Origin of the sequence: Actinopolymorpha alba DSM 45243, assembly GCF_000373925.1 — a bacterium.
GTDB lineage: Bacteria > Actinomycetota > Actinomycetes > Propionibacteriales > Actinopolymorphaceae > Actinopolymorpha > Actinopolymorpha alba.
On the sequence record NZ_KB892749.1, the window covers coordinates 51,213 to 77,169 of the forward strand.

Here is a 25,957-nt window from a genome sequence, read left to right on the forward strand (position 1 = left end):
ACTGCGATGTGAGGCCAGTTCGGGTTCCCATCGCGCCACGTGGCCACCACGCAAACCTCGCGGCCCGACCTGAAGGCGCCGCGGCGCGAAACCTTGAGTAGATGCCCAGCTCCCGCCGCAGAAGTGGGCGTCTACTCAAGGTTCGGCGAGCACGGGCGCCCTCTCGTGGCGAGGGGCACCGGAGACGGAAGTTCCCTCGTCCCGCTCGGTCGTGTGATGTTCGGGACGGCCCCGGACGCGGTATGAAGATCTCATGACGCTCGTCAGAATGCTGGCTCGTCCGATGCTCGCGGCCGTCTTCGTGATCATGGGTGTACGCAGCCTCAGGAACCCCGACCCGCTGGTGCCGAGGGCGAAGCCGATCACCGACCAGGTGGTGCCGACGATCAAGAAGGCCACGCCGCCGGCGCTGGCCCAACGGGTTCCGGACAATCCCCGGACCCTGGTCCGCCTCAACGCCGCCGTCCATGTGCTGGGTGGGATCGCCCTCGCGACCGGGCGCGGTCGCCGGGCCGGCGCGCTCGCGCTCGCGGCGTCGCTGGTTCCGACGACGATCGCCGGTCACGCGTTCTGGGAGGAAGACGACCCGGCCCAGCGCGCCAACCAGCAGGTGCACTTCCTCAAGAACCTCGGCCTCGCCGGCGGCCTCCTGCTCGCCGCCGTCGACACCGAGGGCAAACCGAGCCTGGTCTGGCGCGCCCGGCACGGCGCCCGGGAAGCCAGGCGGATGACCCGGGCCGCCCGCCGGGAAGCCCAGCTTGCGGCCAAGGCGGCGAAGGTCGAGTCCCGTCTGGCCGCCCGCGCCGCCAAGCGCGAGTTCCGCCTCGCGGCGAAGGCGGCCAGCAAGCCGGCAAGGCCGGGCCGTCCGGCCAGAGCCGGAAAGGGTCGCGGACCCGCGAAGGTCAGTAAGGAGAAGGTGATCTCGGCCGCGAAGCCCGTCCTGGAGAAGGCCGGCCTGTCCCACTGAGGTACCCGTGAATGGGTCAACGGTCGCGACTCGGCCGACCACGCGCGCCTCAGCCACCGACCTGGTGATCGTTGGTCATGCCGATACCGGGTCGAAGTCGGGAGGACTCGCGAGCCCTAGAGGTCGCGCGGGCAGGGGCGCGGAGAGCGAGCGGCGCCCGGCGCCGCGCAGCCCGCGACCTCAGTATTCGCGCGACCTTCTAGGGTTTCGCACATGGCTCGACGTTCACGTAAACAGATCACGCTGAAGGATCCGAGGGCCATCCGGGCACTCAGCCATCCCGCGCGGATCGCCGTGATCGACGAGCTTTACGGCGGTCGGGTGGCGACGTCGACCGAACTCGCCGAACTCACCGGCCTGACGCCAAGCGCGATGAGCTACCACATGCGGGCCTTGGAGAAGCTCGGCATCATCGAACGCGACGATTCCGCCACCGACGCCCGCGAACGTCCGTGGCGGGCGGCTGGCAAGGGCCTCAACATTTCCAGTCTCACGACGAGGGCCCAACAGGCGGCAGGCGCGCTACTGACCGGCTCGGTGGTCGACACCCAGCGCCAGGAGTTCGACGCGTACGTGGCGGCCGAACCGAACCTGCCAGCTGAGTGGCGTGCCAAGGCCCAACTCGACACAGGTATCGCCTACCTCACGGCAGCTGAGACCGATGAGCTCATCGCGGCGCTCCACGCGGCGGCCGAACCCTTCCGTCGTAAAGGCCGTCGTCGACGCAAGGGCACCCGCCGGGTCCGAACCGGCCTGCTCGTCGTACCAATTGTCGAGTAACCACCAGAACCTATCTGGCCAGAGGCCTTCCCTTCGCCCGATGTGAAGCATTAGCTTCACATCGGTTGCTTCACATATCGGAAGGGGATGGGCATGTCGACCGAGGCAGTGGGTTCAGCCGGCACGCCGGCGACAGCGGAGCAGCTGGTGCCGCTGCACCGTAACCGCGACTTCCGGCGGCTCTGGGTCGGCCAGGCATTCTCGGATCTCGGGACCACCGCCTCGGCCCTGGCATATCCACTGCTGGTGCTCGCCCTCACCGGGTCGCCGGTCCAGGCGGGCCTTGTCGGATCGGCCAACCTCGCGACGCAGACGATCTTCGGACTGCCGGCGGGCGCACTGGTCGACCGGTGGAACCGCCGCCGGGTCATGATCGCCTGCGAGTCGGTGCGCGCGCTCACGGCCGGCACGCTGGTGGTGGCCATCCTCACGGGATGGGCTTCGCTGCCAGTCATCGTCGTGCTCGGCGTCGTGGGGAGTGCGGCCGGCGTGTTCTTCGGCCCGGCCCAGTCCGCGGCGTTGCGCCACATTGTGCCGACGACGCAGCTGCCGCTCGCGTCAGCGCGGAACGAGGCGCGCAGCTACGCCGCCGAGCTCGCCGGCCCGCCACTTGGCGGAGCGCTCTTCGCACTCGCGCGGTTCGCGCCCTTCATGGCCGACGCGATCTCGTACCTCATCTCGCTCGTCGCCGTGGCCTCGATCCGTCGACCGCTGCAGGACGAGCGCCGCGGCAAGCCGGAGGGGCTGGCGCGGTCGATCATGATGGGGCTGAGGTTCGTGGTGAAGGAGCCGTTCCTGCGCGCCGTCCTTGGAGTCGCGCCGATTGTGAACGCGTCCTTCATCGGACTGATCTTCGTACTCGTCGTGGTGCTGCGGGAGCGCGGCGTCCCCGTAGCCGGCATCGGCGGCGTCCAGTCCGCCATCCTGGCCGGCGGCCTGGTCGGCGCGCTCGTCGCTCCCTGGCTCCAGCGGCGGCTGCGAACCCCGGTGCTGATCATCGCCGCCCTGTGGCTCATGGTTCTCCTGGTCGGTGCCGCGGCAGTGGCGCCAGGGACCTACACCGTGGCGGCGCTGCTCGCGATCGCGATCCTGCCGAGCCCGACCATCAACGCCGGCCTGTTCGGGTACCAGATCGCGATCACACCCGACGCCATGCAAGGACGCGTTGACGGTGCGATATCGCTGTTCGCGACGAGTCTCGGGCCCTTCGCCCCTCTCCTCGCCGGTGTCCTCGTGGAGCTCTGGGGTGGACAGTGGGCGTTCGCGGCCTTTGCGACGTTCCTCGCGGTCGCGGCCGTCATCGCCAGCGTCAGTAGAGGCATCCGGACGATGCGCCCCCTCGACCGGGACGCAGATCAAGCCGTGGACAGTCCAGGTCAGCTACGCTCAGCGATTGATGGGAAGTCATGAGCCTGACCTGTGGTCCGCGCCGGTCGCCTCCGCTGCGGTGGATGCTGATGTTCGCATACCCGGGTCCAAGTCGATCACCAACCGGGCCCTGATCCTCGCCGCTCTGGCTGACGGGCCTTCGGTCGTACGCTCTCCCCTGCGTGCCCGCGACACTCTCCTGATGGCGAGCGCGCTCCGCTCGCTCGGTGTCGGCGTCGAGGATGTCGACGGCGACTGGTCCGTGACGCCCGGGGAGCTGCGCGGTCCAGCGAATGTCGACTGTGGTCTTGCTGGCACCGTCGCGAGGTTCGTGCCACCCGCCGCGGTCCTCGCGCGTGGCGACGTCGAGTTCGACGGTGACGCACAGATGCGCGAGCGTCCGATGGGACCGATCCTCGATGCGCTCCGCACCCTCGGCGGCACCATCGACGACGACGGACGCAACGCCCTCCCCCTCACCGTCCGGGGTCAAGGGAAGATGCCCGGCGGCACCGTCGAGATCGACGCTTCGTCGTCGAGCCAGTTCGTGTCCGCGCTGCTGCTCGCGGGCGCCCGCTACGACGCGGGCGTGACCATCCACCACGTCGGCAAGCCGGTTCCGTCGCTGCCGCACATCGAGATGACCGTGGGCATGCTCCGTGCCCGCGGTGTCGAGGTCGACGACAGCGACCCCAACACCTGGCGAGTCGCTCCCGGACCCATCAAGGCCATCGACGTCGAGGTCGAGCCCGACCTGTCCAACGCCGCACCGTTCCTGGCGGCCGGCCTGGTCACCGGCGGGCGGGTCCGCGTCCTCAGCTGGCCGGACGAGACCTCCCAGCCCGGTGACCACCTGCACGAGATCTTCGGCCTGATGGGTGCCCACGTCCGCCTCGACAGCGAGGGACTCACCCTGCGCGGGCCGGAGTCGATCGCCGGGCTCGACCTCGACCTGCACGACGTCGGCGAGCTCACGCCGGTGATCGCCGCGGTCGCGACCCTCGCCAGCGAGCCGTCCTACCTTCGCGGCATCGCGCACCTGCGCGGTCACGAGACCGACCGGCTCGCCGCGCTCTCCACCGAGTTGGCGCGGCTCGGCGCCGACATCCGCGAAACCGACGACGGGCTGGAGATCCGGCCGAGGCCGCTGCACGGTGCGGTGTTCCGTACGTACGCCGACCACCGGATGGCCCACGCCGGCGCGGTCCTCGGGCTCGTCGTTCCCGACCTCCAGATCGAAAACATCGCGACCACCAGCAAGACCCTGCCCGACTTCGTCGGGATGTGGACCGCCATGCTCAGCCGGGAGGCGGCTGCGTGAGCTCCGGGCGCCGCCGCTTCGAGGTAGACGACCACGAGAGCTACGCTCGCCCGGCGCGCCGTACCCGACCCCGCACCAAGCAGCGCCCCCGTTACGACGACGCGACCACCGGCGTGGTCGTCACGATCGACCGCGGCCGCTACACCTGCCGGGTCGCCGGCTCGCCACCCGACGATGGACGAAACACCGACCAGGCGTCGGACGAGCGCACCGTCATCGCGATGCGCGCCCGGCCGCTCGGCCGCAAGAGCGTCGTGGTCGGTGACCGGGTCAAGCTCGTCGGCGACGTCTCGGGGCAACCCGGCACCCTCGCACGGATCGTCGAGATCGAGGAACGCGCCACCGTCCTCCGGCGTACCGCGGACGACGACGATCCGGTCGAGCGGGTGATCGTCGCCAACGCCGACCAACTCGTCATCGTCACCGCGCTCGCGGACCCGCCACCGCGGCCCCGGCTCATCGACCGCTGCCTCGTCGCGGCCTACGACGCGAACCTCGATCCGCTGCTCTGCCTGACCAAGAGCGACCTGGCCTCGGCCGACGACCTGCTCGAGACCTACCGTCCGCTCGGGGTTCCGTCCGTGGTGACCCGGCACGACGAGGAGCTGGCGCCGGTGCTGCACGACCGGCTGGCCGGCCGGGTCAGTGTGCTGGTGGGGCATTCGGGGGTCGGGAAGTCCACCCTCGTCAACGCGTTGGTGCCCGATGCCCGGCGGGCGATCGGCGAGGTCAGCGAGGTGACCGGTCGGGGGCGCCACACGTCGACCCAGGCGGTGCTGCTGGCCCTGCCGTTCGGAGGGTGGATCGTCGACACCCCCGGCATCCGGTCGTTCGGGTTGGCGCACGTCGACCCCAACCGGCTGATCGAGGCGTTCCCCGACCTGGACGAGGTGACGAAGGACTGCCCACGAGGCTGCACGCACGCGCGGTCCGAGCCCGAGTGTGCGCTCGACGAAGCCGTCGCCGACGGGCGGCTCGACCCGGCTCGAGTGGAGTCGTACCGCCGGCTCCTCGACTCCCGCGAACGCCACACCGGCGACTAAGAGGCCGTGCGATCCCGCGGCTCTCAGCGGAGTCCGGCGGCGCGCATCGCGGTCAGCGGCCAGAGCCAGACGCGTTCGGTCAGCTGGACGAGCCGCTCGGACATGGACGTACGCCTCCTCGGACCGTGCGACCTCTCAGGCGGATCGTACGGACGCGACGTCTCCTCCTGGATGCGTGGGCACCGCCGGCCCGATCGATGGGGCGGCGCCCCACACCGCACGGGCGCCCGAGTCGCCGGTCCGCACCACCTGCACGCCGGCGACCAGAGCGGCCGCCACCAATACGACGGCCACCACCAGCTGTACGGGCCGGGCGGCACCGGGATACTGCCGGCCGTTGACCAGCCGCGTGGGCCCGCTGAGGGTGAAGGTCGCGGCCGCCACCACCACGAAGAAGCCGAGCAGGACCCACACCAGGAGCTGGCCCTGGTCCTCGTGCGCCTTCGCCAGCGACGGTGCGCCGAGTTGCTGGAAGAAGGAGTACCCGCTCTGCTTGGCGACGAACGCCGAGCCGAGTGAGGCGGCCGCGCCCAGGAGGACCGGCCAGCGCAGCAGCCAGCGCCACCGCGGCACGACGGCGTACCCGAGCGCCCCCAGCACCGTGAGCGGTACGAACACCACCACCGCGTGGATGACGAGCACGTGCAGCGGCAGTCCGAACGCGCTGTCGAACATCGCAGACCTCCAGTACGCAAGTGGAAACAACCATGCCGGCACCGGCTTTGGAAGACCACGAGCCCGCTCCCCACCCGACCCTCGGCCCCGTCGCCTCGGATCCCGCTCGCCCGAGTTTTGACCGGTCTCATACCCATACGGCTGACCGGCACGATCGGTTCGATCCAGCGGGTCGACCGCCCGCCCGTGTCCCCGACCACTAGCGTTGGGCACATGTCCTCGACGTACACCGACGATCTGCGGCTCGCGCATCTCCTGGCCGACGACGCCGATTCGCTCACCATGAGCCGGTTCCGGGCGCAGGATCTGCGGGTGTCCACCAAGCCCGACGAGTCGCCCGTGACCGACGCCGACACCGCGGTCGAGGAAGCTGTCCACCGCACCCTCGGGCGGGCTCGGCCGCGCGATGCCATCGAGGGCGAGGAGCTCGGCAAGACCGGCTGGGGACCCAGGCGCTGGATCATCGACCCGATCGACGGCACGAAGAACTACGTCCGCGGCGTACCCGTCTGGGCCACTCTCATCGCGCTCGCGGTCGAGGATGAGGTGGTCGTGGGTGTCGTGTCGGCACCGGCGCTCGGGCGGCGCTGGTGGGCCTCGAAGGGTGACGGCACCTACGCCGGACGCAGCCTCCGGTCGGCGCAGCTGTGTGAGGTCTCGAAGGTCTCCTCACTGCCGGACGCGTTCCTGTCGTACTCCAGCCCGGGCGGCTGGGTGAAGACCGGCCGGGGCGGGGGCTTCGGCCAGTTGCTCGAGCGGTGCGGCCGGACTCGCGGGTTCGGCGACTTCTGGTCGTACATGCTGCTCGCCGAGGGCTCCGTCGACATCGCGACCGAGCCGGAGCTCAACCTGCACGACATGGCGGCGCTCGCGGTCATCGTCGAGGAGGCGGGCGGCCGCTTCACGTCGCTGGAGGGTACGCCGGGACCGTACGGCGGGAACGCCCTTGCCACCAACGGACTCCTGCACGACGAGGTGCTCTCGCTGATCGGCGACGACTGATCGGCGTTCGCGCTGATCGCCGCCCGCGCCCTCCGTGGTGGGCAGGTCAGGTCGGGACTCCGGCCTCGGCGGGTTCGCTCCTGTCGGCCTGGTCGGCCCGGGTGAGACCGCGCACCGATGGATCGACCAGCGTGAGTGCCGCGACCCCCGCGTAGATCACCGCGCCCACGACGATCACCTGCTCGACGCCGAACGCCGCCGCGAGTGGTCCCGCCAGGAGCTGGCCCACCGGCATCGCGACCCACGAGCCGAGCGCGTCGTACGACGAGACCCGCGACAGCTTGTCGTGCGGGACGTGCTGCTGGAGGGACGTCTCCCACGCGATCCCGAACATCGCACCGCCCACCCCCGCCGCCAGCGCGGCGCTGGCCAGCACGACCACCTCCGGATCGATCCCGAGGACGAGCAACATCGGCGCCTCAGCGAGCATGCCGATCATGCCGAGCCGGAGCGGATGGCGGGGCCGGAAGCGTAGGAGCACAAGCATTCCGAGGACGGTCCCGGCGGACTGGCAGGAAAGGACGACGCCCCACGCCATACGCCCGAACGAGCCGTCAGCCACCACGGGTCCGAGCGTGCTCCAGCCACCGGCCAGGATCGCGTTCATGATCCCGAAGGCGGCGACGATCACCCAGACCCAGCGCCGGGAGACGAACTCCCGCCACCCGACCCGCAGGTCGTGAGCAACCGAGCCACCGGCGACGTGTTCGGCCGGCGGGATCCTGAGCCTGATGAGGAACAGCGCCGCGATCCCGAAACTCGCCGCGTCGACGGCAAGGCCCCATCCCGAACCCAGGAATCCCACAATCACGCCGCCAAGGGAGGCGCCACCGATCGCGGTGCCGCTTCGCACCAGACCGCTCAGCGCGTTGGCCTGCTGTAGCTGGTCGCGCGGGACGAGGTGCGGCATCAGCCCCTGCATGGCCGGGAACGTGAACGCCGCGGCGGCGCCGTTGAGCACCTCGATCACCACGATCTGCCAGAGCTTCGCGTGTCCGCTCAGCAGGAGACCGGCGGCGGCCGCCTGGGTCGCGAAGCACACCACGTTCGCCGTGACGAGAACGATGTGCCGTGGCAGCCGGTCCGCGATCACGCCACCAAACAGCATGAGCACGGTCGTCGGGATCATCCGCGCGGCGAGCACCATCCCCAGCGCGGACGCGGAGTTGGTGAGGTCGAGGACCGCGAACGCCACCGCGATGGGCGCGATCGCGTTCCCGAGCAATGAGGTGAACCTCGCGCCCAGGAAGGCACGGAAGCCCCGATGGCGCAGCGGCGCCAACGCTTCCTTGCCGATCACGCCTCCTCCCCGCGGTCAGATCGGTTCGCCTGGTCTGTGCTGCGTGGTTCGTCCCGCATCCGGAAAAGTGCCGCGGTGGCGCTGACGTGGATCGTGCCGTCTGTGCGGGGTGGATGGGCCCGCCGGTGGAGTACGTCCGATGCCTCCCTCACCAACCGCATGGCGTGATCCCAGTCCTCCTGGTCCACCCACAGCTCCGCGTCCGTCCAGTGCTGCGGCTGTGCCGGCACGGCCTGCCGGGCCCGGCGAATGAGTTCCTCGGCCATCGCCTGATAGACGAGGACCTGCGCCTCTTCCATCACCTCCGGCTCGGAGCGGCGCGCCTGCGATCCCTTCCGCTCAGGGAGTACGTACGCGTACCGCTTGGCCACGCCTCCGCGGATGTTCTCCTCCCCGACCTCGACGAGATAGCTGGCGGCCGCCAAGGTCCGGACGTGGTACGACGCGTTGGCCTGGGTGATGTCGAGCTCGCGCGCGATCTCCGCGGCCGACATCGCCGTGCCGGTGAGGAGCGACAAGATCCGCAGGCGGGTGGGATGGGCGAGGGCCCGGAGCCCGGCAACCTCCAAAGACATGTTGGAGAGTATGCGGATCCAGGCGCGCAACCGTCAAGCGGTTCTTTGGGGGTCCTCGCGTGCGACAGGCGCCGCGCCCGGCAGTCTCAGAAAGTCCTCACAATCTGTACGGGAGGGATTCCTCCGCGCACCCTTCGCGGGCTAGCCTGCAACACGGAAAGGTGGCCGGTGCTGGCCGCACCGGCGGAGAAAGGAGCCGGCGATGCGGATCAATGACGTCATTCGCGGCAAGGGCGCCCAAGTGGTGACCGTGACACCAGGGACTCTGGTCCGCCAACTTCTCCGGGTGCTGGCCGAACACAACATCGGCGCCGCGGTGGTCAGCACCGACCGGTCCACCATCGAGGGGATCGTCTCCGAACGCGACATCGTGCGGCACCTCACCACCTCGGGTATCGAGATCCTCGAGGGGCCGGTGTCATCGATCATGACCGAGCAGGTACACACCTGCACCCCCGCGGACACGGTCGACGAACTCATGCGACTCATGACCGAACGCCGGATCCGTCACGTCCCGGTGCTCGTCGACGGGAAGATCGCCGGGCTTGTGAGCATCGGCGACGTGGTGAAGACGCGAATCGGCGAACTGGAGTTCGAACGCGAGGAACTCGAGAAGTACATCGCACAGACTCGCTGACGGCGATCGGGAACCAGACCGCCAGTAGTCCAGCCCGTGAGACGACCCGCCGCCGCGAGTGCGTCCGCGACTTTGTCCGATGCTTCTCCGTGTGGATGAGTGTCGATCCTTCGGGCAAGTCCACGGTACCGGGATCCGTCGGCGCCCCATTCGGTCGCAGCGGAATTGCGCGATCAACGAGGTCTGGGAGACTGGGCCGCGCATTTCCATGATCTCGAAGGCGCTGTGATCTGCGTCACATATCAGCCCTCGATTCCTACGGATCATAGTAATGCGCTGCTTCGTTCATTCTGCGAACGTGACCTCTCGGATATTTCCCTTTCATCGCCTATGCGAGAGCCCTCCATCACGGCCTGAATGAAGAGGTCCGAGCAGGTTCTCTTGCCGTGCGTGTCCGGACAATTCCACCTGTACGTTGATCAGTTACGGCGTTCTCGCGATGTTGACATTTTCCACCACTACGACGTCGCATCGTAATTGCCGCCTTCTGCGCCTGTGGAAAGTGCCGATAATCCTCTGTTAGGACTGGCCCTGACCGATAGGGCCGAACCCGGCCCGGTTGCGACCCGCATCGCCGAACTCCGCCCGGCGGCGTCGTATGTCCCACGTTCATCACCAGGGCGGAGACGGAGGACCCATTGAGGCCCACCACGTGGTCCTTGGGGTGAAGCCACCTTTGGTGGCCGGGCATTCCTCTCGCCCGAACCCGACAGCTAACTCCGCGGGCGATGAGAGGGAATGGATCAGTATGCCCTACAAGGGGAAACATCGCGGCAAGAGCCGCCACCGTAAGACCGCGGAGAATGTCACCAAGTCAGCCGCGATAATGGGATTCGCCGCGGCGGTTCCGGTTGTCGGACTTTCAGGACCAGCGCACGCCGCGACGGTCGACAACTCGGGTCATTTCGCTCAGATCGCTCGCGCGGAGCAGGCGAAAACGACCACGGGTTACGCGGCACGGCAACTCGCGGAGTCTGGCACCTACGTCATCGTTTCGGGCGACACATTGTCCACGATCGCCGCCGCGCACAACGTCAACGGCGGTTGGCGCGCCTTGTGGAAGATCAACCGCGCCACCGTCGGCGACAATCCCAACCTGATCTTCCCGAACGACACGCTCCGGCTTTCCGGTCCGGCGGTTCACTCGAAGGCTGGTGACAAGGGCGACAAGTCGGCCCGTCACCGGTCGGCGAACAAGCCGGCCGCCCAGAAGTCCGAGTCCAAGAAGTCCAGGAAGTCCGAGTCCAAGTCGGACTCGCAGAAGTCCAGCAACCAGAACTCCAGCTCCCAGAAGTCCAGCTCCCAGTCGTCGTCGCAGACGAAGTCCGGGAGCTGGGTGCTGCCGGTGCAGTCGTACCACCTGACCGCGAGGTTCGGGCAGAGCGGCAACAACTGGGGGTCGACCCACCACGGTCTGGACTTCGCCGCACCGACCGGGACGCCCATCCGCGCTGTCGGCGACGGTCAGATCATCTCGGCCGACCAGGGCGGCGCGTACGGCAACCACATCCAGGTCCGGCACTCTGACGGGACGGTCACGTTGTACGGCCACATGTCCCGGTTCGCCAAGACCTCCGGCAGCGTCAAGGCCGGTACGGTGATCGGCTACGTCGGCGCAACGGGCAACGTCACCGGCCCGCACCTGCACCTTGAGGTTCGCCCTCACGGCGGCGGGCTCTCCGACGCGATCGACCCGTTCGCCTGGCTGAAGGGCAAAGGCCTCAACCCCTGAGCCGGCGTTCCGCCTGACGCCGACGTCGGCCCTGCGCCGGCGCCGGCGTCGGCGTCGGCCAGGCGCCAACGACGTTCCCTCCGCCACCCCCACGACGGGCGGGCCGCCAGTCCCTGGCCGGCCCGCCCGTCTCTTCATGGATCGCGTACACAGTCCGCCACACCGGCGAGATGAGCGACGCCACTAACGGCGCCGACGCAGCACACCCACCACTCTGAGCCCAAGAGCCAGGGTGACCACGCCGACCGCCAGCCAGCCGAGCGATCCATCGGTGATGGGTTGACAGTCGGCGACACACAGGATGGGCCTTATCCGTACGACATCGGCCCCCTGAAGAATCCACAGCAAGCCCAGCAGGGTCAGGACCACCCCCAGGACAATCCTCACGGCCTTACGCCATCTCACAGATGGCGCAGGTGACGTCCTGGCCGGGTCCCGCGCCGGTCGGGTAGCAGGCTTCGGCTGGGGCATTCGCGCCTCCTTCAGCTAAGGTGGGAGTAATCAAGGAACCTTAGAAGGTGAGGTTATAAGGTGTCCGAAGAACCTACAAATCCGCAACTGTTCCTGCCCCAGCTCGTCGGCCAGGCGATCAACCTGATCTTTGAAGAGCTCTACCGCCACCTCGTCGAGTCCGGACACCAGGACCTGCGACCCACCCACTGCCTGAACGTGTTCCGGTTCATGGACTGCGATGGCACCCGGCCCACCACGTTGGCCCGCCGGGCGGGGATGACCCCACAGGCGATGAGCGAACTCCTGGGCTATCTGGAACGCCACGACTACGTGCGACGTGTCCCTGACCCGAACGATGGCCGGGGCCGTGTCGTCGTCTACGCCGACCGTGGGACCCAGGCCGCCGAGATCGCCACCACGTTCTTCGCCGACATGGAAGCCCGTTGGGGTGCCGTTGTCGGACCCGACCGCCTCCAGGACGTCAAGGCCGCTCTCGCTCAGGTTCTCAACGCCGCCCCACTTCACGGCGCCCACACACCGCAAGTCTCCGCGCCATGACCCGGTCATCCAGAGCACTCGTCGGTTACTGGGACCGGCAAGCAGCCACCTACGACAGCAGGCTGGCCGCAGCCGAACGCCGATACTTAGCCGACAGCCGCCGCTGGGTCTGCGGCCGGGCCCGCGGCACCACTCTCGAGATCGCCATCGGCACCGGCGCCAACCTCCGCTACTACCCCGATGCGGTCGACGTGACCGGCATCGACTGGAGCCCTGCCATGCTCCGCGCCGCACACCGGCAGGCAACCCAGGTCCACCGGGCCGTCACACTCCACCAGGCCGACGCGAGCGCCCTGCCATTCCCCGCGGCGACGTTCGACACCGTCGTCAGCACCTTCTCCCTGTGCTGCGTCCCCGACGAACGCGCCACCCTCATCGAGGCGCTCCGCGTACTGCGGCCTGGAGGACACCTGCTGCTGGCCGACCACGTCGCCGCGTCCTTCTGGCCACTACGCGCCCTTCAGCACGCCGTGGACCTGGTGAGCGTCCCCCTGCAGGGCGAGCACTACACCCGACGTCCCGTCACCACCCTGCGAAGGCTCGGCGTGACCATCGAGGAGACCGAGCGCCTCACCATGGGCGCTTTCGAGCGCGTCCACGCCCGAAAGCCACGCTGACACGCCACACGCGAAACGCCCCCGGAGGTAAACCCTCCGGGGGCGTTTCGCCTTGGTGGCGGGGGCAGGATTTGAACCTGCGACCTCTGGGGCCCCATTACGTGGCATCCATTCCCGCTGGTCAGACCGATGTTTCACCTAGTCACAGGCAGATGACCCCGCGAAGTAGGCCGCGCAGCAAGCAGACCCCGGAGTCAGCGCCGCCAGCGTCTACGCCAAGATCCCGCAGCCTCCTGATCGGTTCTTGAGGCGGAGGTCCGAAGCGTGCATCAAATCGCACCCCTCGACATCCTCGCAGGGTATGATTTGATACATGACGCCCGTGGATCCGCCTCGCGCACGCCAACGGCTGGCGAACCTGTCGCCCACTTTCACCACGGCGCAGGCGCGCCAGGCCGGCCTGTCGTCACGGGATCTGGCGACGCTGGTCAGCGAAGGGGCCGCGGCTGAGCTCTCGCGCGGTGTCTACCGGCGGTCAGACGCCCCCGAGACTGCACACCTCGATCTGCTCGCTGTACACACACGAGCATCCCACGCAGTCGTCTGCTGCGAGTCCGCCCTCGCGCTTCACGATCTGATCGACGACATACCAGCTGCCGTACACATCGCCGTACCGCGTGGCACCCGCCGTCCGGCGATCTCCTACCCGCCCATCGTCGTCGCGCAGTACGCGACCAAGACCTTCGACCTCAACATCGAGCAGTACGAGGCTGCGCCAGGGGAGTTCGTACCGGTCTACGACGCAGCCCGGAGCGTGGTCGATGCCATGCGCCACCGCAACCGCATCGGCCAGACACTAGCCCTGGCTGCGCTCGGCCGTTACCTGCGAACCAGTGGGCCCGACGGGGTCGGGAGTCTCCAACGCATCGCGCGCGAACTGCACGCCCTCGCCGTCATCCGGTCAGCCGTCGAAGCGGTGCTCGCCTGATGGTCAATCCACTCCCACACACAGCTGACTCAGGTTGAAACCGACGGCACCAGACACCAGCTAAGTGGCCACCGATGCGTCGAGATCTCTGCTCACCCGATCATGATGCCGCCACTCCCCAGCAGGGTGAGGTTGACTCAGGGAACTGGCGCGCCGTCCTCAGGCTCACCGAGCGGCAGGTCCGTTAGGGTTTCCTTGGTTGAGGTGGTCGCCGGATCGTCAGGCTTTAGTCGACGCTCATCGAGAAGCCGTAGCAGAGGCCGCGGCCCGGGACGGGCAGCCCCGCAGGCAGCCGCGTACCGGTTAGCTCGGGGACGGCAACGGCGCTCCAGTCCACCGCGTGGTCTGTCAGATATGGGCCGAGGTCGATGGAGCTCACCACAGCGCCGTCCACGTACGTGACCAGGACGGGCGATTCGTCGAATCCACCCACGGACAGCCTCAGCCACGCGTCGCAGGCCCAGCGGATCTCGTCAGGGTCAGACGCGACGATGCTCACGAGGTACAGCATGGACCCACTACCCGCCTCATCCTTCAGCAGGTAGAAGCTGTACGCGTTCTGCACAGGAGGCTTTTCGCTCACCCCGAGCCGGATGGCCAACTCTTGCAGTCCGGCCTTGGCATCACCACCGGGGCCGGCCGCACCTATCTGGGCGAATAGCTCCCGCGCCTCAGCCCGTATCCGCTCGACTGGGCCCTCATCCTCTCCGCGGTCCCCCACACCGTCAGGGTTCAGCTCCAGCCCGTTCTCCCCGTGGGAGACCTGCTGAGCCAGACGCCCGGTCAGCAGGATCAAGGTCTCGACGTCATCGGGGTATGCCTTCAACGCAGCGCGCAGCCAGCGCTCTTCAGGCCAGGTCGGGCCCTCTTCTTCCAGGGAGTGGTCCAGGGGGTTTGTCGCCGTCAGACTCAGTAGCCGCCCCAGCTCCCGTGCTGCCCGGGCATCGCCTGTGGTCGCTGCGGTCTCCAGCCGTGTGATTGTCTCATCACTGATCACCATGGGCCGCACGTTACGACCCGCCACTGACAGTCGGGTAGCCCGAGGGGATCTCACCCCCGGGCTCCCCAAGATCCCGGCGTGGCAGTCTCCCGCCACTGGGCTCTTGTCGTTCTGGTGGCCGAGCAGGTCGTGTCGGTTATGGCTTCGTAGAAGCAGCCGAACCGCAGGAGCTGCAGCATCTTGTCGAAGACGATCCGGTCGCTGATGCGTGGGCGGTGGCAGCCCAGCGGATGGTCCGGGTGGTAGTCCGGCCGCGCACCAACGTCGATATTCGCTGGAACGGCTCGACCGTCTTCCGCTGCGCCGATCGGTGGGCCGAGCTTGAGCCATACATCCCGCACGATGGCCTTCCCGACACCCGGCCCTCGCACGCGCTCCGCGTCGCGTTCCAGGATCGCTACAGCGGCATGTGGGTGCTCGCGGCAACTACCGGAATGCGACGTTCCGAACTCGCCGGTGTCGAGCGAAGCATGGTCGATCTGGACAGCGGAACTCTGACGATCGAAGACACGCGGGTTGTGGTCGCCGGAAAGGCACAGGCTTCAGACGGCAAGTCCGAATCGAGTCAGCGGAAGATCTCGCTCGACAGTTTCACGGTTCGCCACCTGCGTAGCTACATCGACCGAATGGACGAGGAGCGGGAGGCGTTCGGCAAGAGCTACCCGAACCACGACTACCTGATGGTCGGGCCGGAGGGCCGTCCGCTCCACCCCGACACCATCACAGCGCGGTTCAATCGTCTGGTGGACAAGGCCGGCGTGCCTCTCATCCGGCTGCACGACGTACGGCACACCTACGCCACCATCTCCCAGGACGCCGGCCACAACGTGAAGACGCTCAGCGAGCGGATCGGACACGCGGATGTCGCGGTGACAGCGAAGATCTACACCCACAAGTCAACGGGTACGGACCGGGACATGGCACAGGCGATGGGCGAGCTGATCGAGCGCGCGGCCCGCGGCGACTGGCCCCCTGGAACGGCCGTGGGTACGGACCTGGGTACTGATCGCATCAATTCGGGTGAAGATCTGCCTGACCAACCGCTACTGGGCGCCGCTCGACCGTTGCGCTAGCAGCACCAGCTACAGCACAAGACCGCGGGTCAAGCCTCACCTAGCAAGACGAAGGCCCGGACCAGATGGTCCGGGCCTTCCCTGGTAGCGGGGGCAGGATTTGAACCTGCGACCTCTGGGTTATGAGCCCAGCGAGCTACCGAACTGCTCCACCCCGCGCCGACCCCCTAAGAGTACGGGTCCGAGCCGCCAGCCGCAAATCGGCCCCCTCACTACGGAACCGACATACGGGCGCGGCGGCGGTCAGAGCTATCCAGAAGGCTGATCCGGCGCGGACGCCGACCGCGGGGCGGGACCCGGCGTCGAGGTCGGGCCGGGTGTCGGCGTCGGCGTGGCGCCCTTGCCGTCCTGTCCCTGACCGACCTGCGCCTGCGCCCGAACTGCCCTGTTGACGGCATCCTGCGCCCGAGCAACCGCGTCGGCGTACCCCTTGAGGTCGCCCTTCTTCAGAGCCGCCTGCGCCTCGTCGAACGCCTTGCCGGCCTCCGCCAACGCCTGGGCCATGGTCTGGGACGGCGCCTTCGGCTTGTCCGGGCCACCGTCGCCCGGCGGAGGCTGTTCCTGGCCGTCGCCGGGGCCCTCACCGGTCGTGGCACCCGCGTTGCCCTCGAAGACCATGTTGAGCGCGTCCTGGAGCGTCGGACCGACACCGATGCCGCCACCGAACGACGCGAGCACCAGCCGGAGAAGTGGGTACGATGCGTCGCCGGAACCTCGCTGTACGTACACAGGCTGGACGTACAGCAAACCGCCACCCACCGGGAGCGTCAGCAGATTGCCCTTGACCGAACGGCTCTCGCCGCGGTTCAGCGGCAGCATCGCGTCGGCGACCCTGGTGTCGGACTCGAGCTTGTTCGCGATCTGGCTCGGCCCGTCGATCTGCGTCTTGTCGTCCAACTGCAGGACGCGGATCTTGCCGTAGTCCTTCGAGCGCGCGTCGGCGTTGACGGCAACGAAGGCGGCGAGGTTCTCGCGGTTGAAGTAGATGTACGTCGACGTCAGCGAGAACTCCGGCTCCGACTGTCCCGGCATCCGCACCGACAGGTAGTAGGCCGGCTGCTTCGTCTGGGTCTCACGGGTCGGGTCCGCCGGCACCCGCCACCGCTCGGTGCCCTGGTAGAACGCGCCCGCCTCAGTGACGTGGTACTGAGCGAGCACCTCCCGCTGGATCTTCATCAGGTCACCGGGGTAGCGCACGTGGTCGATCAACGCGTCGGGCATCTTCGACTTCGGCTGCACGGTGCCGGGGAACGCCTTCATCCAGGTACGCAGAAGCGGGTCAGTCTCGTCCCAGGCGTACAACGAGACCGTCCCGTCATAGCCGTCGACCGTCGCCTTGACGGAGTTGCGGATGTAGTTGAGGCGTTCGCTCGGCTGCCCGACGATCGCCGGCTCCGGCGTCAGCGAGGTGGACGTGGCGTCGTTGAGCAGAGTCCGCTGCGCCAACGGGTAGTTGTCAGACATCGTGTAGCCATCGACGATCCAGACGACCCGGCCGTCCACCACCGCGGGGTAGGGATCGGAGTCGAGGGTGAGCCAGGGTGCGACCTTCTGGACCCGCTCGCGAGGGTTGCGGTCGTAGAGAATCTTGGACTCGGAGTTGATCCGCGACTGGTTCAGCAGGATGTTGAAGTCCTGGAACTTCGCGGCATACAGCGAGCGGTTGACGAAGGAGCCCACCGGCACGCCGCCCTTGCCCTCATAGGTGTTGGTGGACTTGGCGTCACCGCTCGCACCGGGGACGTCGAGCTCGACCGGCGGGGTGCCCTTGGGCGCGCCGACGATGGAGTACGGCGGGGAGAACTCACCGAAGTAGATGCGGGGTTCGTACTTCCCGAGCTCTCCCTGCGACGGGATGCCGCCCTGGATCCATTCGGGGCTGCCCTCGCTGGTTCGCCGGTTGCCGTAGGCCGCGACCATGCCGTAGCCGTGGGTGTAGACGGTGTGGTCGTTGTTCCAGTTGCGCTGGTCCGCGGGCACACCGTCGAGGTTGACCTCACGTACCGCGACCACGGCGTCGCGTACCTTGCCGTCGACCGGGTAACGGTCGACGTCGAGCGACGGCTTGGCGAAAGAATAGAAGCCACGCACCTGTTGCTGCTGCTCGAACGTCTCCCCCACGATGGCCGGGTCGATCAGGCGCACGCCCGGCAGCGTTTCGGCGTCGTCAGCCAGCTGACCCTCGCTCGTGTCGGTCTCCGCTTTGTACGGATTCACCTCCGCGTCGGCGACTCCGAACGCCTCCCGCGTCGCGTCGATGTTCCGCTGGATGTACGCCGACTCGCGGACCGGCTCGTTCGGGCGCACCTGCACCTGCTGGACGATGGCCGGCCACGCCCATCCGAGCAGGACCGCCGACAGCACGAGCAACCCGAGCCCGAGCCCGGGCAGCAGCCAGGTGCGGCGTACGACATTGGCGAAGAACAGCACCGCGCAGATGGCGGCGATGATCGTCAAGATGGTCTTGGCGGGTAGGACGGCATGCGCGTCGGTGTAGGTGATGCCGGTGAAACTCTGGTTGGACATCTGGTGGGCGCCGACCACCAGGCCGTACCTGTCGAACCAGTACGCGACCGCCTTGAGCAGCACGAACAGGCCGAGCAGCACCGAGATGTGCGCCTGCGCCGCGGCCGAAGCCTTCTGGCCCTGCGTCTGCAGCCGGATTCCGCCGTACAGGTAATGCGCGACGAGAGCGGCGACGAGCGACAGGAGGATCACCGCGAACCCGTAGCCGATGAGGAAGCGGTACCACGGATAGCCGAAGACGTAGAACGCCACGTCGTTTCCGAACTGCGGGTCCTGGGTGCCGAAGGGCGTGGCGTTGCGCCATTCCAGGAACGTCTGCCAGCGCGACGAGGCACTCGAACCCGCGACCAGGGCGAGTACGCCGGACACCACGCCAGCGATGAGGATCCGGTGCGGGTCGACGACGTCGCGGTAGCGGTCGAGCGTCTGCTGCTCGCTGGAGATCGCGCGGTAGCGAGGTCGCAGCCGGTAGGCGAGCGCGAGGTTGGCGAAGACCACCAGACCGAGCACGGCCCCGAAGACCGCGAACATCCCGATGCGGGTGAGGAGCGTGGTCGTGAAGACCTTGGAGTAGTCGACGGAGACGAACCACAGACGCTCGGTCCAGAAGTTGGTGAAGACAGCGAGTAACCCCACCAGCACCACGAGCACGATCAGCGTCGGAACCAACGCGCGGCTGCGGACGTTGCCCCCTCTGAACCCGCGCCGGAACGGATCGCGCGGGGCCGAATAGCTGCTCACTGATGCACGCTCCTCGCAGGTCCATGGGTAAGTCCGGGCTGCGGCGTGGGGCAACCCGTCGTTAAAGGGGCAACTTAGCGAAGCCTTTGCGAGTTCCCACCTTTACCCCGGGAACGGCGATGGCTACACACCGTGGGTCAACCCACGCAGCTCGGGACCTTCGCGTCGGCGTCCTTGGCCAGGATCTCGAGCGCGTGGACCGCGTCCTTCAGCGTGGCGATCTTCACCAACCGGATGCCTGAGACGTCCGCGCCGGCGGCCGCCGGGCAGTTGTCGGCCGGAACGAGGAACGTCGTCGCGCCGTCCTTCTTCGCCCCCGCGATCTTCTGCTGGATCCCACCGATCGGGCCGACCTTGCCGTCAGCCGTGATCTCGCCCGTACCGGCGATGTGCTTGCCGTCAGTGAGGCTGCCCGGCGTCAACTTGTCGACGATCGCCAGCGCGAACATCGTGCCCGCACTGGGGCCGCCGATGTCCTGGCCGAGGTTGACCGTCACCTTGAACGGGAACTCGAACCCGTCCCGTGGCCCGATCCCGACGAACGCACGGTTGGGGTCGTCCGGTGCTTTCGCCGCGGTGACGCTGACCTCGAGCGGCTTGCCGTCGCGGCGTACGTCGAACCGAACCGCGCTGCCCGGCCGGTGCTTACGGACGAGCTCGACGACCTGATCCCGGTTGGACACCGCCTGGCCGTCCACCGACATGATCACGTCGCCCGCCCTGAGCTTGCCGACCGCGGGGGCACCCTTGACCACCGACTGCACCACCACCGCGGATGGCACCTTCACGCCGACCTCGCGGAGCCCGGCCGCGATCGCCGTCTCCTGGGAGTTCTGCATGTCCTCGGCGTTCTGCTGCTCAACCTGCTGGGCAGTCTGGTTGGGCGGATAGACGTAGTCGCGCGGGACCACCGCCACGGTCGGGTCGAGCCACCCGGAGATCACCCCGATGAGGTCCAAGCTCTGGTCAGGACTCGTGACCGCCACCGTGGTGAGGTCGAGCCGGCCGTCCGTGGGGTAGGTCTTGTGACCGGCGATCCGGATGATCGGCTTTCCGTCAACCGTGCCGAGGGTGTTCTCAGTCGGCCCCGGGCTCATCGCGACGTACGGAACCGGAACCAGCCAGGCAATCGCGACGAGAGCGACAAGCAGGACGGCGGTCAGGGCCATCGTCGCGGCACGGCGGGACATGTGGCCAGAGTAGGTGACGTGACCGGGAAGCCCCTGCGTGGGCCGCCAAAATGATCACGTATACGTGGTCATTAGGTGCCTCGCATGGTGCCGATGCCGTGCGAGGCACGCAATGACCACGTATACGTGATCATTACGGTCGTCGCCCGCGGTCTGCGCTCTCGTTAGCTCGCGGCGCCGGCCACTCCGCTCACTCGGCGCCGACCCACTCCGCGGACCCGTCGGCGAACCTCTGATGCTTCCACAGCGGAACCTCGGCCTTGAGGTCGTCGATCAGCTGCCGGCAGGCGGCGAACGCCTCCGCCCGGTGCGGGGCCGCGGCCCCCACGACGACGGCGATCTCACCCACCGAGAGGTCTCCGACCCGGTGCACCGCCGCGACGACCGACCCGGGGTGGGCCGCGACCACACCTTCGGCCACCCGGCGCAGCTCCTTGAGCGCGTTCGGATGCGCGTCGTACCCCAGCTCGTTGACGCCGCGCCCGGCATCGTGATCGCGGACCGTACCGACGAACACGCAGGTCCCGCCAATGCGCGGGTCGGCGATCGCCGCGAGCACCTCGTCCACGGACAACGGCGTGTCCCGGATGGCGAGTAGTCGCACCGCCTGTTCAACCGAGATGTCGGTCACGTTCCCCCTCGCGTTCTCCTACGGCGAGCCCGGCGGACCACGGCCGCCGTGCCCAGCAACGCCACGGTGGCCCCGGCCGCACCGAGGGTCGCCGTCTCCCGGCGGCCGATCCGCCGCCCGAAGGCCGCGTGCCGCCCAGCGACTTCGGTGGCCAGAACCTCACACGCGGTGGCATTGTCGTACGTCGGCCGCCAGCCGGCCGCGGTGAGTTTCGCCGACGACACTACCCACGGGTGACTGACATAGGCGAGGTCACTGGCCGGCGCGGGTGTGAGACCCAACCGGTGAAGTCGCTCCGCCGCCCCCAGCGCCAGGCTCTCGGGAAGCTCGAGGCGCGGCAGGCCGAACAACGTCTCGATCTCGTCCTGCTCGAGGAACCCTTCACAGCCCACCGTGACCGGCCCCTCGACACGACCGAGCACCGCGTACTCCAGCGCACTCACCAGGTCATCGACGTGGCAGAACTGCCAGCTGGGCCGGCTGCCCCGGATGACCAGCAGGCGGGCCGCCTCGAAGTGCCGGGTCAGGAACGTGTCGATGCCCGGGCCGACCAGCATCGACGGGCGTACGACGGTGACCGAAAGCCCGGGATGCGTCTTGGGTGCCCGGCGCGCGAGCCACTCGATCTCCAGCAGATCCGCGACGACCCCTTCCGGGCGCGCCCGCAGCGGCCCGTCGTCCTCGAGCGGGACGGGGTTGTCGGGGAAGGCGCCGTAGACCATGGCACTCGTACACACCACGACCCGGGGTACGCCGGCGGCCGCCGCCGCGGTCAGGACCGTCTGCGCGCCCCTGACATTGCGTTCGCTGCGCTGGCGCGGGTCGGAGTCGGGTGAGACCTCAACGTCGAGGTGGACGACGACGTCACACCTCGCGATGCGCTGGGCGATCGCCGGATCACGGACATCAAGGACCCGCCACTCCACTCCGTCGACGTCACCTCGGTGTTCGTCGACGCCGATGACCCGCTTCACCTCGTCGAGTGCGACGAGGCGTTCGGCGAGAGCGCGCCCGATACCGGACGATGCGCCGGTGACGGCCACAACGAGACCTCCGCCGCGGCGGCCCAGAAGCGCAGGGCGACGCGTCGTGCGTCGGCTGCGCCGGGCACGAACACGGGTGGGTTCGTCGTTCAGAGGGAAACTCCCGGGCTAGGTTGGACGATATGAACTGCTCGCTTCGTACGGCTGGGTCGCGCCGGTCGGCAAGCCCCATGCACGAGACCATCCGCACGCAGCTTCCCCTCATCCTGCCGGAGGTCCAACCGTGAGCAACGACGAGCCCGGCGCCGGACGCGAGGGCGGCGAGCCCGAGAAGCGTCCACCCGGCGGCCAGGACAACCCGTTCGCGGGGTTCGACCTCGGCGCGATTTTCGGACAGCTGCAGAGCATGTTCTCGTGGCAGGGCGGCCCCATCAACTGGAACCTCGCCAAAGAGACGGCTCGGCAGACGATTCGCGAAGCCGGCGACGCTTCGTTGACCGGTGCCGAACGCGCGGCGGTCGACCAGACCGTCCGGCTGGCCGAGCACTGGCTTGACGAGGCTACGACCCTTCCGGCCGGATCGGCCGGCGCGGCCCTCGCCTGGAACCGCAGCGACTGGCTCGAGGGCACGCTGCCCGCCTGGCAGAAGCTCGTCGAACCCCTCGCCACCCACGTCGTGGGCGCGATGGAGAAGGCACTGCCGGAGCAGCCCGGTCCGATGGGCACTCCGCTCACCGGTGTCCTGACGCAGGTCGGCGGCATGATGTTCGGTGCTCAGGTCGGGCAGGGCCTCGGGCAGCTGGCCACCGAGGTGTTCGGCGCCACCGACGTCGGGCTACCCCTGGGTCCGGCGGGCCAACCGGTCCTGCTTCCGGCGAACGTCGCGAAGTTCGGCGAGGGTCTCGGCCTCCCCGCCGAGGACGTACGCCTCTACCTGGTCCTGCGCGAATGCGCCCATCAGCGCCTTTTCCACCATGCGCCGTGGTTGTCCGCGCACCTGTTCTCGGCGGTCGAGGACTACGCGCGCGGGATGCACGTGGACGTCAGGAAGCTCGAGGACGCCGTGGGTCAGATCGACATGACCAACCCCGAGGCGCTGCAGGAGGCGCTCGGCGGTGGCCTGTTCGAACCCGAGGAGACGCCTCGCCAGAAGGCCGCCCTCGCACGGCTGGAGACCGCGCTCGCCCTCGTCGAGGGCTGGGTCGACGACGTGGTGACGGTCGCGGCCGCGCCGCGCATGCCGTCGGCGGTCCAGCTCCACGAGGCGGTACGCCGGCGTCGAGCCGAAGGCGGCCCGGCCGAGCAGACGTTCGGGACGCTGGTCGGACTCGAGCTGCGGCCACGCCGGATGCGGGACGCCGCGACGCTGTGGGCCGCACTCCGGGAGGAGCACGGCATCACGGCCCGGGAGTCCCTGTGGGCGCACCCAGACCTGTTGCCGTCCGGTGACGACCTCGACGACCCACGTGGCTTCGCCGCACACGCCGGCGCACCGGAGAGCCTCGACCTCGGTGACCTGGGCTTTGACCTACCAGGCGAGCCCGGCACGCCGGGCACTCCAGATGAGCCCGGCACGCCCGGCGACAAGCCAGCTGGGGAGAGCGGCGACGACGGACCTGCACGGTGAGCGGCCTGCACGCCGACGCCGTGACGGTTTTGTCCGCATGGGAAGCACCGAACGACCACCAGGAAGCTCTGCGGCGGCACTACCTCGAGTATCTGGCCCAGAATGCCGACGGAGTGTGGCGGAGCTGTCGCCCCTCGCATCTCACCGCGGGGATGATCATCCTCGACCACGATGGGCGACACACCCTGCTGGTGCTGCACGGGCGGATCAACCTGTGGGTGCAGCCCGGAGGTCACTGCGAGCCGGGCGACCGGTCACTCATGGAGGTCGCCGAGCGTGAGGCGCGGGAGGAGACCGGGCTCGCGGAGCTCGTCCTCGACGCGAAGCCGATCGCGTTGTCCCGCCATCGCTCACCCTGTGGCGCCGAGACTCATCTGGATGTGCAGTATCTGGGTACGTCACCCGCGGGCGCTGCCCCGGTGGTCAGCGACGAGTCGCACGACGTCCGATGGTTTCCGGTGAGCGCGCTCCCGGGCGAGCTGGCCTCGGGGGTCGCCGAGAGCGTCGCGACCGCGGTGGCCGCACTCGTGCGGCGCTGACGGGGCTCATCGAGGGCTGACCGGGAGTCCTCGCCCGCCCCATGCTCAGGCGCCGGCCCCCATGCTCAGGTGAACGCCAGGACCACCACGACGACCAGGAACGCGACGACGAGGATCCCGCCCACGACCAGCGCGAGCGGCGGGATACTCCGACGGGATGGTCCACCGCTGCCGTCCTCGACGAACTTCTGGAACATCACGGTGCTGGCACTGGGGTCCTCTTCGGCCTTGTTCATGTCCGACATGCCGCGAAACCTTACCGGCCCAGTCCCCGCTCGACCGCCTCAGCGGCGTTCATTTCACGAGAGACCACGGCTGAGTCACCCACTGCTACGCGCCACCCCACTGTCGGTGACGACACGTCCGGCAGACGACATTTGCCGCGGACAACCGGCCGGTGTGAATGCCTATACCGTGAGGTGCTGCTGAGAACGCAGGACCGGAAGGAGAAGCCGTGGGCACCCTGCCCAGCGGAGGCAACGTACGCCCGATCACCCGGTGGGGCCAGCCCGTCATGCACCATCCCTGCCGGCCCGTGGATGCCTTCGACGAGCACCTGTCCGACCTCGTGGCCGACATGGTGGCGACCATGGAGGCGGCCGACGGTGTGGGCCTGGCCGCCAACCAGATCGGCGTTGACCTGCGGGTGTTCGTCTTCCGCTGCACCGACGCCGACGAGATTGTCCACGAAGGCGTGGTCTGCAACCCGGTCCTCGAGCTACCAACCGGACAAGACCGGCGGCTGGAGGAGTCTGACGAGGGATGCCTTTCGCTCCCCGGTGCTTTCGTGCTCTGCGCCCGTCCCGACACGGCCGTCGTACGCGGAGTCGATCAGTTCGGCGCTCCGGTCGAGGTGCACGGAACGGGCCTGCTGGCCCGCTGTCTCCAGCACGAGACCGACCACCTCGAGGGCACGGTGTTCGCCGATCGGCTGCCCAAGCGGGTCAGGCGCCGGTTGTTCGCCGAAGCGGAAGACGTCGCCGACGAGTTCGGACCGGAGTGGCCGGCCGGCAGCTAGGGACCCCCCGCCGCACCACCGCCGCCTGCGGCCACCCGTCAGGTCAGCGGCAGCGGTATGAGGCGGTTTTCGAGCGCGGCGACGACTCCTCTCGTGACGACGGCGGGGCCAGAAAGCTGTTCGTACGCGGCGAGCAGCGCCGTCCGCAGGCTCGGCCGGACGACGTCCGCACCCAGGTGGTTCAGGGCTCCCGACCGGTTCAACCGGTCAAGCACGGCCCGCTCCACCGCGCCGACGTACAACCGCGGGCCGCTGGCGCGAAGTTTGTGGTGGAGTTCGAGGAGTGCTTCACAGCCCGCGTCGTCGATCTCCGGCGTGGCCTCCAGCGCCAGTACGACAGCGACCGGAAGCGGGTCGCACGCCGTCACACACCCGATCACGGTGCTCACGAGGGTGGCCGCCGTGCCCGCGTCGAGCCGGCCCGTGGGCTGCAAGCAGATGAGGTCGCGGCTGATCGAGGCTGGTCGCCGCTCGGGCGCCGGAACGGCTGGCAGCAGCCGGTCCCGGGCCCGGCGGACCAGGCGAGACCCCACCCCCCGCGGTGCGGTGGCGTGCGGTGGCGCCCCGTGTGGCGGCGCCCCATGTGGTGGCGCTTCCGGTGATGCCCCCCGGCGCGGCGCCACCCGGCGCGCCAGCGAGTACACGTCGTCGAGAAGCATCGCTCTCCCCAGCA

Annotated in this window: 26 protein-coding genes, 1 tRNA gene, 1 pseudogene and 1 riboswitch; of the genes and pseudogenes, 15 read left to right on the forward strand and 13 right to left on the reverse strand. The window is 68.6% G+C overall.

All coding sequences use genetic code 11. From position 1 onward, the window contains the following. Positions 1-253: 253 nt before the first annotated feature. The 5 genes from B141_RS40590 to rsgA all read left to right on the forward strand — a co-directional run bounded on the left by B141_RS40590 (position 254) and on the right by rsgA (position 5,479). Positions 254-967 carry a DoxX family membrane protein gene (locus B141_RS40590; protein WP_020575820.1) on the forward strand — a complete coding sequence of 238 codons (714 nt, stop codon included), beginning with the start codon at positions 254-256 and terminating at the stop codon, positions 965-967. 213 nt (positions 968-1,180) lie between these two features. Then, positions 1,181-1,747, forward strand: coding sequence for a winged helix-turn-helix domain-containing protein (locus tag B141_RS45605; protein ID WP_020575821.1), 567 nt, complete (start codon positions 1,181-1,183; stop codon positions 1,745-1,747). 93 nt (positions 1,748-1,840) lie between these two features. Further along, positions 1,841-3,157 (forward strand): MFS transporter, encoded by a 1,317-nt coding sequence (locus B141_RS40600; protein WP_020575822.1) that lies wholly within the window; start codon positions 1,841-1,843, stop codon positions 3,155-3,157. Then, positions 3,144-4,436, forward strand: a complete 1,293-nt coding sequence (gene aroA / locus B141_RS0114095; RefSeq protein WP_020575823.1) for a 3-phosphoshikimate 1-carboxyvinyltransferase — start codon at positions 3,144-3,146, stop codon at positions 4,434-4,436. The genes B141_RS40600 and aroA overlap by 14 nt, the downstream gene beginning before the upstream one ends. Then, positions 4,433-5,479: a ribosome small subunit-dependent GTPase A gene (gene rsgA, locus B141_RS0114100; protein ID WP_020575824.1), complete on the forward strand. Its 1,047-nt coding sequence runs from the start codon at positions 4,433-4,435 to the stop codon at positions 5,477-5,479. Before aroA ends, rsgA begins: the two co-directional genes overlap by 4 nt. Before the next feature lie 135 nt (positions 5,480-5,614). On the opposite strand, the gene B141_RS40605 is transcribed toward rsgA, so the two are convergent. After that, positions 5,615-6,154 (reverse strand): DUF2231 domain-containing protein, encoded by a 540-nt coding sequence (locus B141_RS40605; RefSeq protein ID WP_020575825.1) that lies wholly within the window; start codon positions 6,152-6,154, stop codon positions 5,615-5,617. Between the two features lie 213 nt (positions 6,155-6,367). On the opposite strand from B141_RS40605, the gene B141_RS0114115 reads away from it, so the two are divergent. Next, a complete protein-coding gene (locus B141_RS0114115) occupies positions 6,368-7,156 on the forward strand; it encodes an inositol monophosphatase family protein (protein ID WP_020575826.1) in 789 nt (262 codons plus the stop codon). A gap of 46 nt (positions 7,157-7,202) precedes the next feature. Here B141_RS0114115 and B141_RS0114120 read toward each other — a convergent pair whose 3' ends face one another. Continuing rightward, positions 7,203-8,456: an MFS transporter gene (locus tag B141_RS0114120; RefSeq protein ID WP_020575827.1), complete on the reverse strand. Its 1,254-nt coding sequence runs from the start codon at positions 8,454-8,456 to the stop codon at positions 7,203-7,205. Next, a complete protein-coding gene (locus B141_RS40610; protein ID WP_020575828.1) occupies positions 8,453-9,031 on the reverse strand; it encodes an ArsR/SmtB family transcription factor in 579 nt (192 codons plus the stop codon). Before B141_RS40610 ends, B141_RS0114120 begins: the two co-directional genes overlap by 4 nt. Before the next feature lie 202 nt (positions 9,032-9,233). Here B141_RS40610 and B141_RS0114130 point away from each other — a divergent pair, with 202 nt between their 5' ends. Both B141_RS0114130 and B141_RS50295 read left to right on the forward strand, forming a co-directional pair. After that, on the forward strand, positions 9,234-9,668 hold the full coding sequence (locus tag B141_RS0114130) for a CBS domain-containing protein (protein ID WP_020575829.1): 435 nt from the start codon (positions 9,234-9,236) through the stop codon (positions 9,666-9,668). Between the two features lie 596 nt (positions 9,669-10,264). After that, positions 10,265-10,410, forward strand: a riboswitch (cyclic di-AMP (ydaO/yuaA leader). A gap of 6 nt (positions 10,411-10,416) precedes the next feature. Beyond that, on the forward strand, positions 10,417-11,400 hold the full coding sequence (locus B141_RS50295; RefSeq protein WP_020575830.1) for a M23 family metallopeptidase: 984 nt from the start codon (positions 10,417-10,419) through the stop codon (positions 11,398-11,400). Between the two features lie 183 nt (positions 11,401-11,583). On the opposite strand, the gene B141_RS0114140 is transcribed toward B141_RS50295, so the two are convergent. Next, a complete protein-coding gene (locus B141_RS0114140) occupies positions 11,584-11,787 on the reverse strand; it encodes a hypothetical protein (RefSeq protein WP_040421256.1) in 204 nt (67 codons plus the stop codon). A gap of 144 nt (positions 11,788-11,931) precedes the next feature. Between B141_RS0114140 and B141_RS40615 the strand changes: the two genes are divergently transcribed. The 3 genes from B141_RS40615 (at position 11,932) to B141_RS0114155 (ending at position 13,956) form a co-directional block, all read left to right on the forward strand. Then, a complete protein-coding gene (locus B141_RS40615) occupies positions 11,932-12,411 on the forward strand; it encodes a MarR family winged helix-turn-helix transcriptional regulator (protein ID WP_020575832.1) in 480 nt (159 codons plus the stop codon). Next, on the forward strand, positions 12,408-13,028 hold the full coding sequence (locus tag B141_RS0114150; protein WP_020575833.1) for a class I SAM-dependent methyltransferase: 621 nt from the start codon (positions 12,408-12,410) through the stop codon (positions 13,026-13,028). Before B141_RS40615 ends, B141_RS0114150 begins: the two co-directional genes overlap by 4 nt. Before the next feature lie 313 nt (positions 13,029-13,341). After that, entirely contained in the window at positions 13,342-13,956 is a 615-nt protein-coding gene (locus B141_RS0114155; protein ID WP_020575834.1) for a type IV toxin-antitoxin system AbiEi family antitoxin domain-containing protein, read from the forward strand. 226 nt (positions 13,957-14,182) lie between these two features. On the opposite strand, the gene B141_RS0114160 is transcribed toward B141_RS0114155, so the two are convergent. Both B141_RS0114160 and B141_RS47430 read right to left on the reverse strand, forming a co-directional pair. After that, positions 14,183-14,956, reverse strand: a complete 774-nt coding sequence (locus tag B141_RS0114160) for a hypothetical protein (protein ID WP_020575835.1) — start codon at positions 14,954-14,956, stop codon at positions 14,183-14,185. Between the two features lie 92 nt (positions 14,957-15,048). Next, a pseudogene (locus B141_RS47430) lies at positions 15,049-15,225 on the reverse strand (IS5/IS1182 family transposase); the annotation flags it as partial. Between B141_RS47430 and B141_RS45610 the strand changes: the two are divergent. After that, positions 15,172-16,029: a site-specific integrase gene (locus B141_RS45610; RefSeq protein WP_020575836.1), complete on the forward strand. Its 858-nt coding sequence runs from the start codon at positions 15,172-15,174 to the stop codon at positions 16,027-16,029. The pseudogene B141_RS47430 and the gene B141_RS45610 sit on opposite strands and share 54 nt — an antisense overlap. A gap of 82 nt (positions 16,030-16,111) precedes the next feature. On the opposite strand, the gene B141_RS0114170 is transcribed toward B141_RS45610, so the two are convergent. From B141_RS0114170 to B141_RS0114190, 5 genes are all read right to left on the reverse strand, one after another. Beyond that, positions 16,112-16,188, reverse strand: a tRNA-Met gene (locus tag B141_RS0114170). 90 nt (positions 16,189-16,278) lie between these two features. Further along, the gene (locus B141_RS0114175; protein WP_020575837.1) at positions 16,279-19,296 is read right to left on the reverse strand and encodes a UPF0182 family membrane protein; all 3,018 of its coding nucleotides are present in this window, start codon (positions 19,294-19,296) and stop codon (positions 16,279-16,281) included. Between the two features lie 137 nt (positions 19,297-19,433). Beyond that, positions 19,434-20,486 carry a YlbL family protein gene (locus tag B141_RS0114180; RefSeq protein WP_020575838.1) on the reverse strand — a complete coding sequence of 351 codons (1,053 nt, stop codon included), beginning with the start codon at positions 20,484-20,486 and terminating at the stop codon, positions 19,434-19,436. 190 nt (positions 20,487-20,676) lie between these two features. Then, a complete protein-coding gene (locus tag B141_RS0114185; RefSeq protein ID WP_020575839.1) occupies positions 20,677-21,117 on the reverse strand; it encodes a molybdenum cofactor biosynthesis protein MoaE in 441 nt (146 codons plus the stop codon). After that, positions 21,114-22,160, reverse strand: coding sequence for an NAD-dependent epimerase/dehydratase family protein (locus B141_RS0114190; RefSeq protein ID WP_020575840.1), 1,047 nt, complete (start codon positions 22,158-22,160; stop codon positions 21,114-21,116). The genes B141_RS0114185 and B141_RS0114190 overlap by 4 nt, the downstream gene beginning before the upstream one ends. A 223-nt stretch (positions 22,161-22,383) precedes the next feature. Between B141_RS0114190 and B141_RS0114195 the strand changes: the two genes are divergently transcribed. Together B141_RS0114195 and B141_RS0114200 are read left to right on the forward strand one after the other, a co-directional pair. Beyond that, positions 22,384-23,727 (forward strand): zinc-dependent metalloprotease, encoded by a 1,344-nt coding sequence (locus B141_RS0114195; RefSeq protein ID WP_020575841.1) that lies wholly within the window; start codon positions 22,384-22,386, stop codon positions 23,725-23,727. Then, entirely contained in the window at positions 23,724-24,266 is a 543-nt protein-coding gene (locus tag B141_RS0114200; RefSeq protein WP_020575842.1) for an NUDIX domain-containing protein, read from the forward strand. The genes B141_RS0114195 and B141_RS0114200 overlap by 4 nt, the downstream gene beginning before the upstream one ends. A gap of 65 nt (positions 24,267-24,331) precedes the next feature. On the opposite strand, the gene B141_RS0114205 is transcribed toward B141_RS0114200, so the two are convergent. Beyond that, positions 24,332-24,511 carry a hypothetical protein gene (locus B141_RS0114205; protein WP_020575843.1) on the reverse strand — a complete coding sequence of 60 codons (180 nt, stop codon included), beginning with the start codon at positions 24,509-24,511 and terminating at the stop codon, positions 24,332-24,334. Between the two features lie 209 nt (positions 24,512-24,720). On the opposite strand from B141_RS0114205, the gene def reads away from it, so the two are divergent. Then, positions 24,721-25,284, forward strand: coding sequence for a peptide deformylase (gene def / locus B141_RS0114210; protein WP_020575844.1), 564 nt, complete (start codon positions 24,721-24,723; stop codon positions 25,282-25,284). 38 nt (positions 25,285-25,322) lie between these two features. On the opposite strand, the gene B141_RS0114215 is transcribed toward def, so the two are convergent. Next, positions 25,323-25,943, reverse strand: a complete 621-nt coding sequence (locus B141_RS0114215) for an STAS domain-containing protein (protein WP_020575845.1) — start codon at positions 25,941-25,943, stop codon at positions 25,323-25,325. Positions 25,944-25,957: the final 14 nt, after the last annotated feature.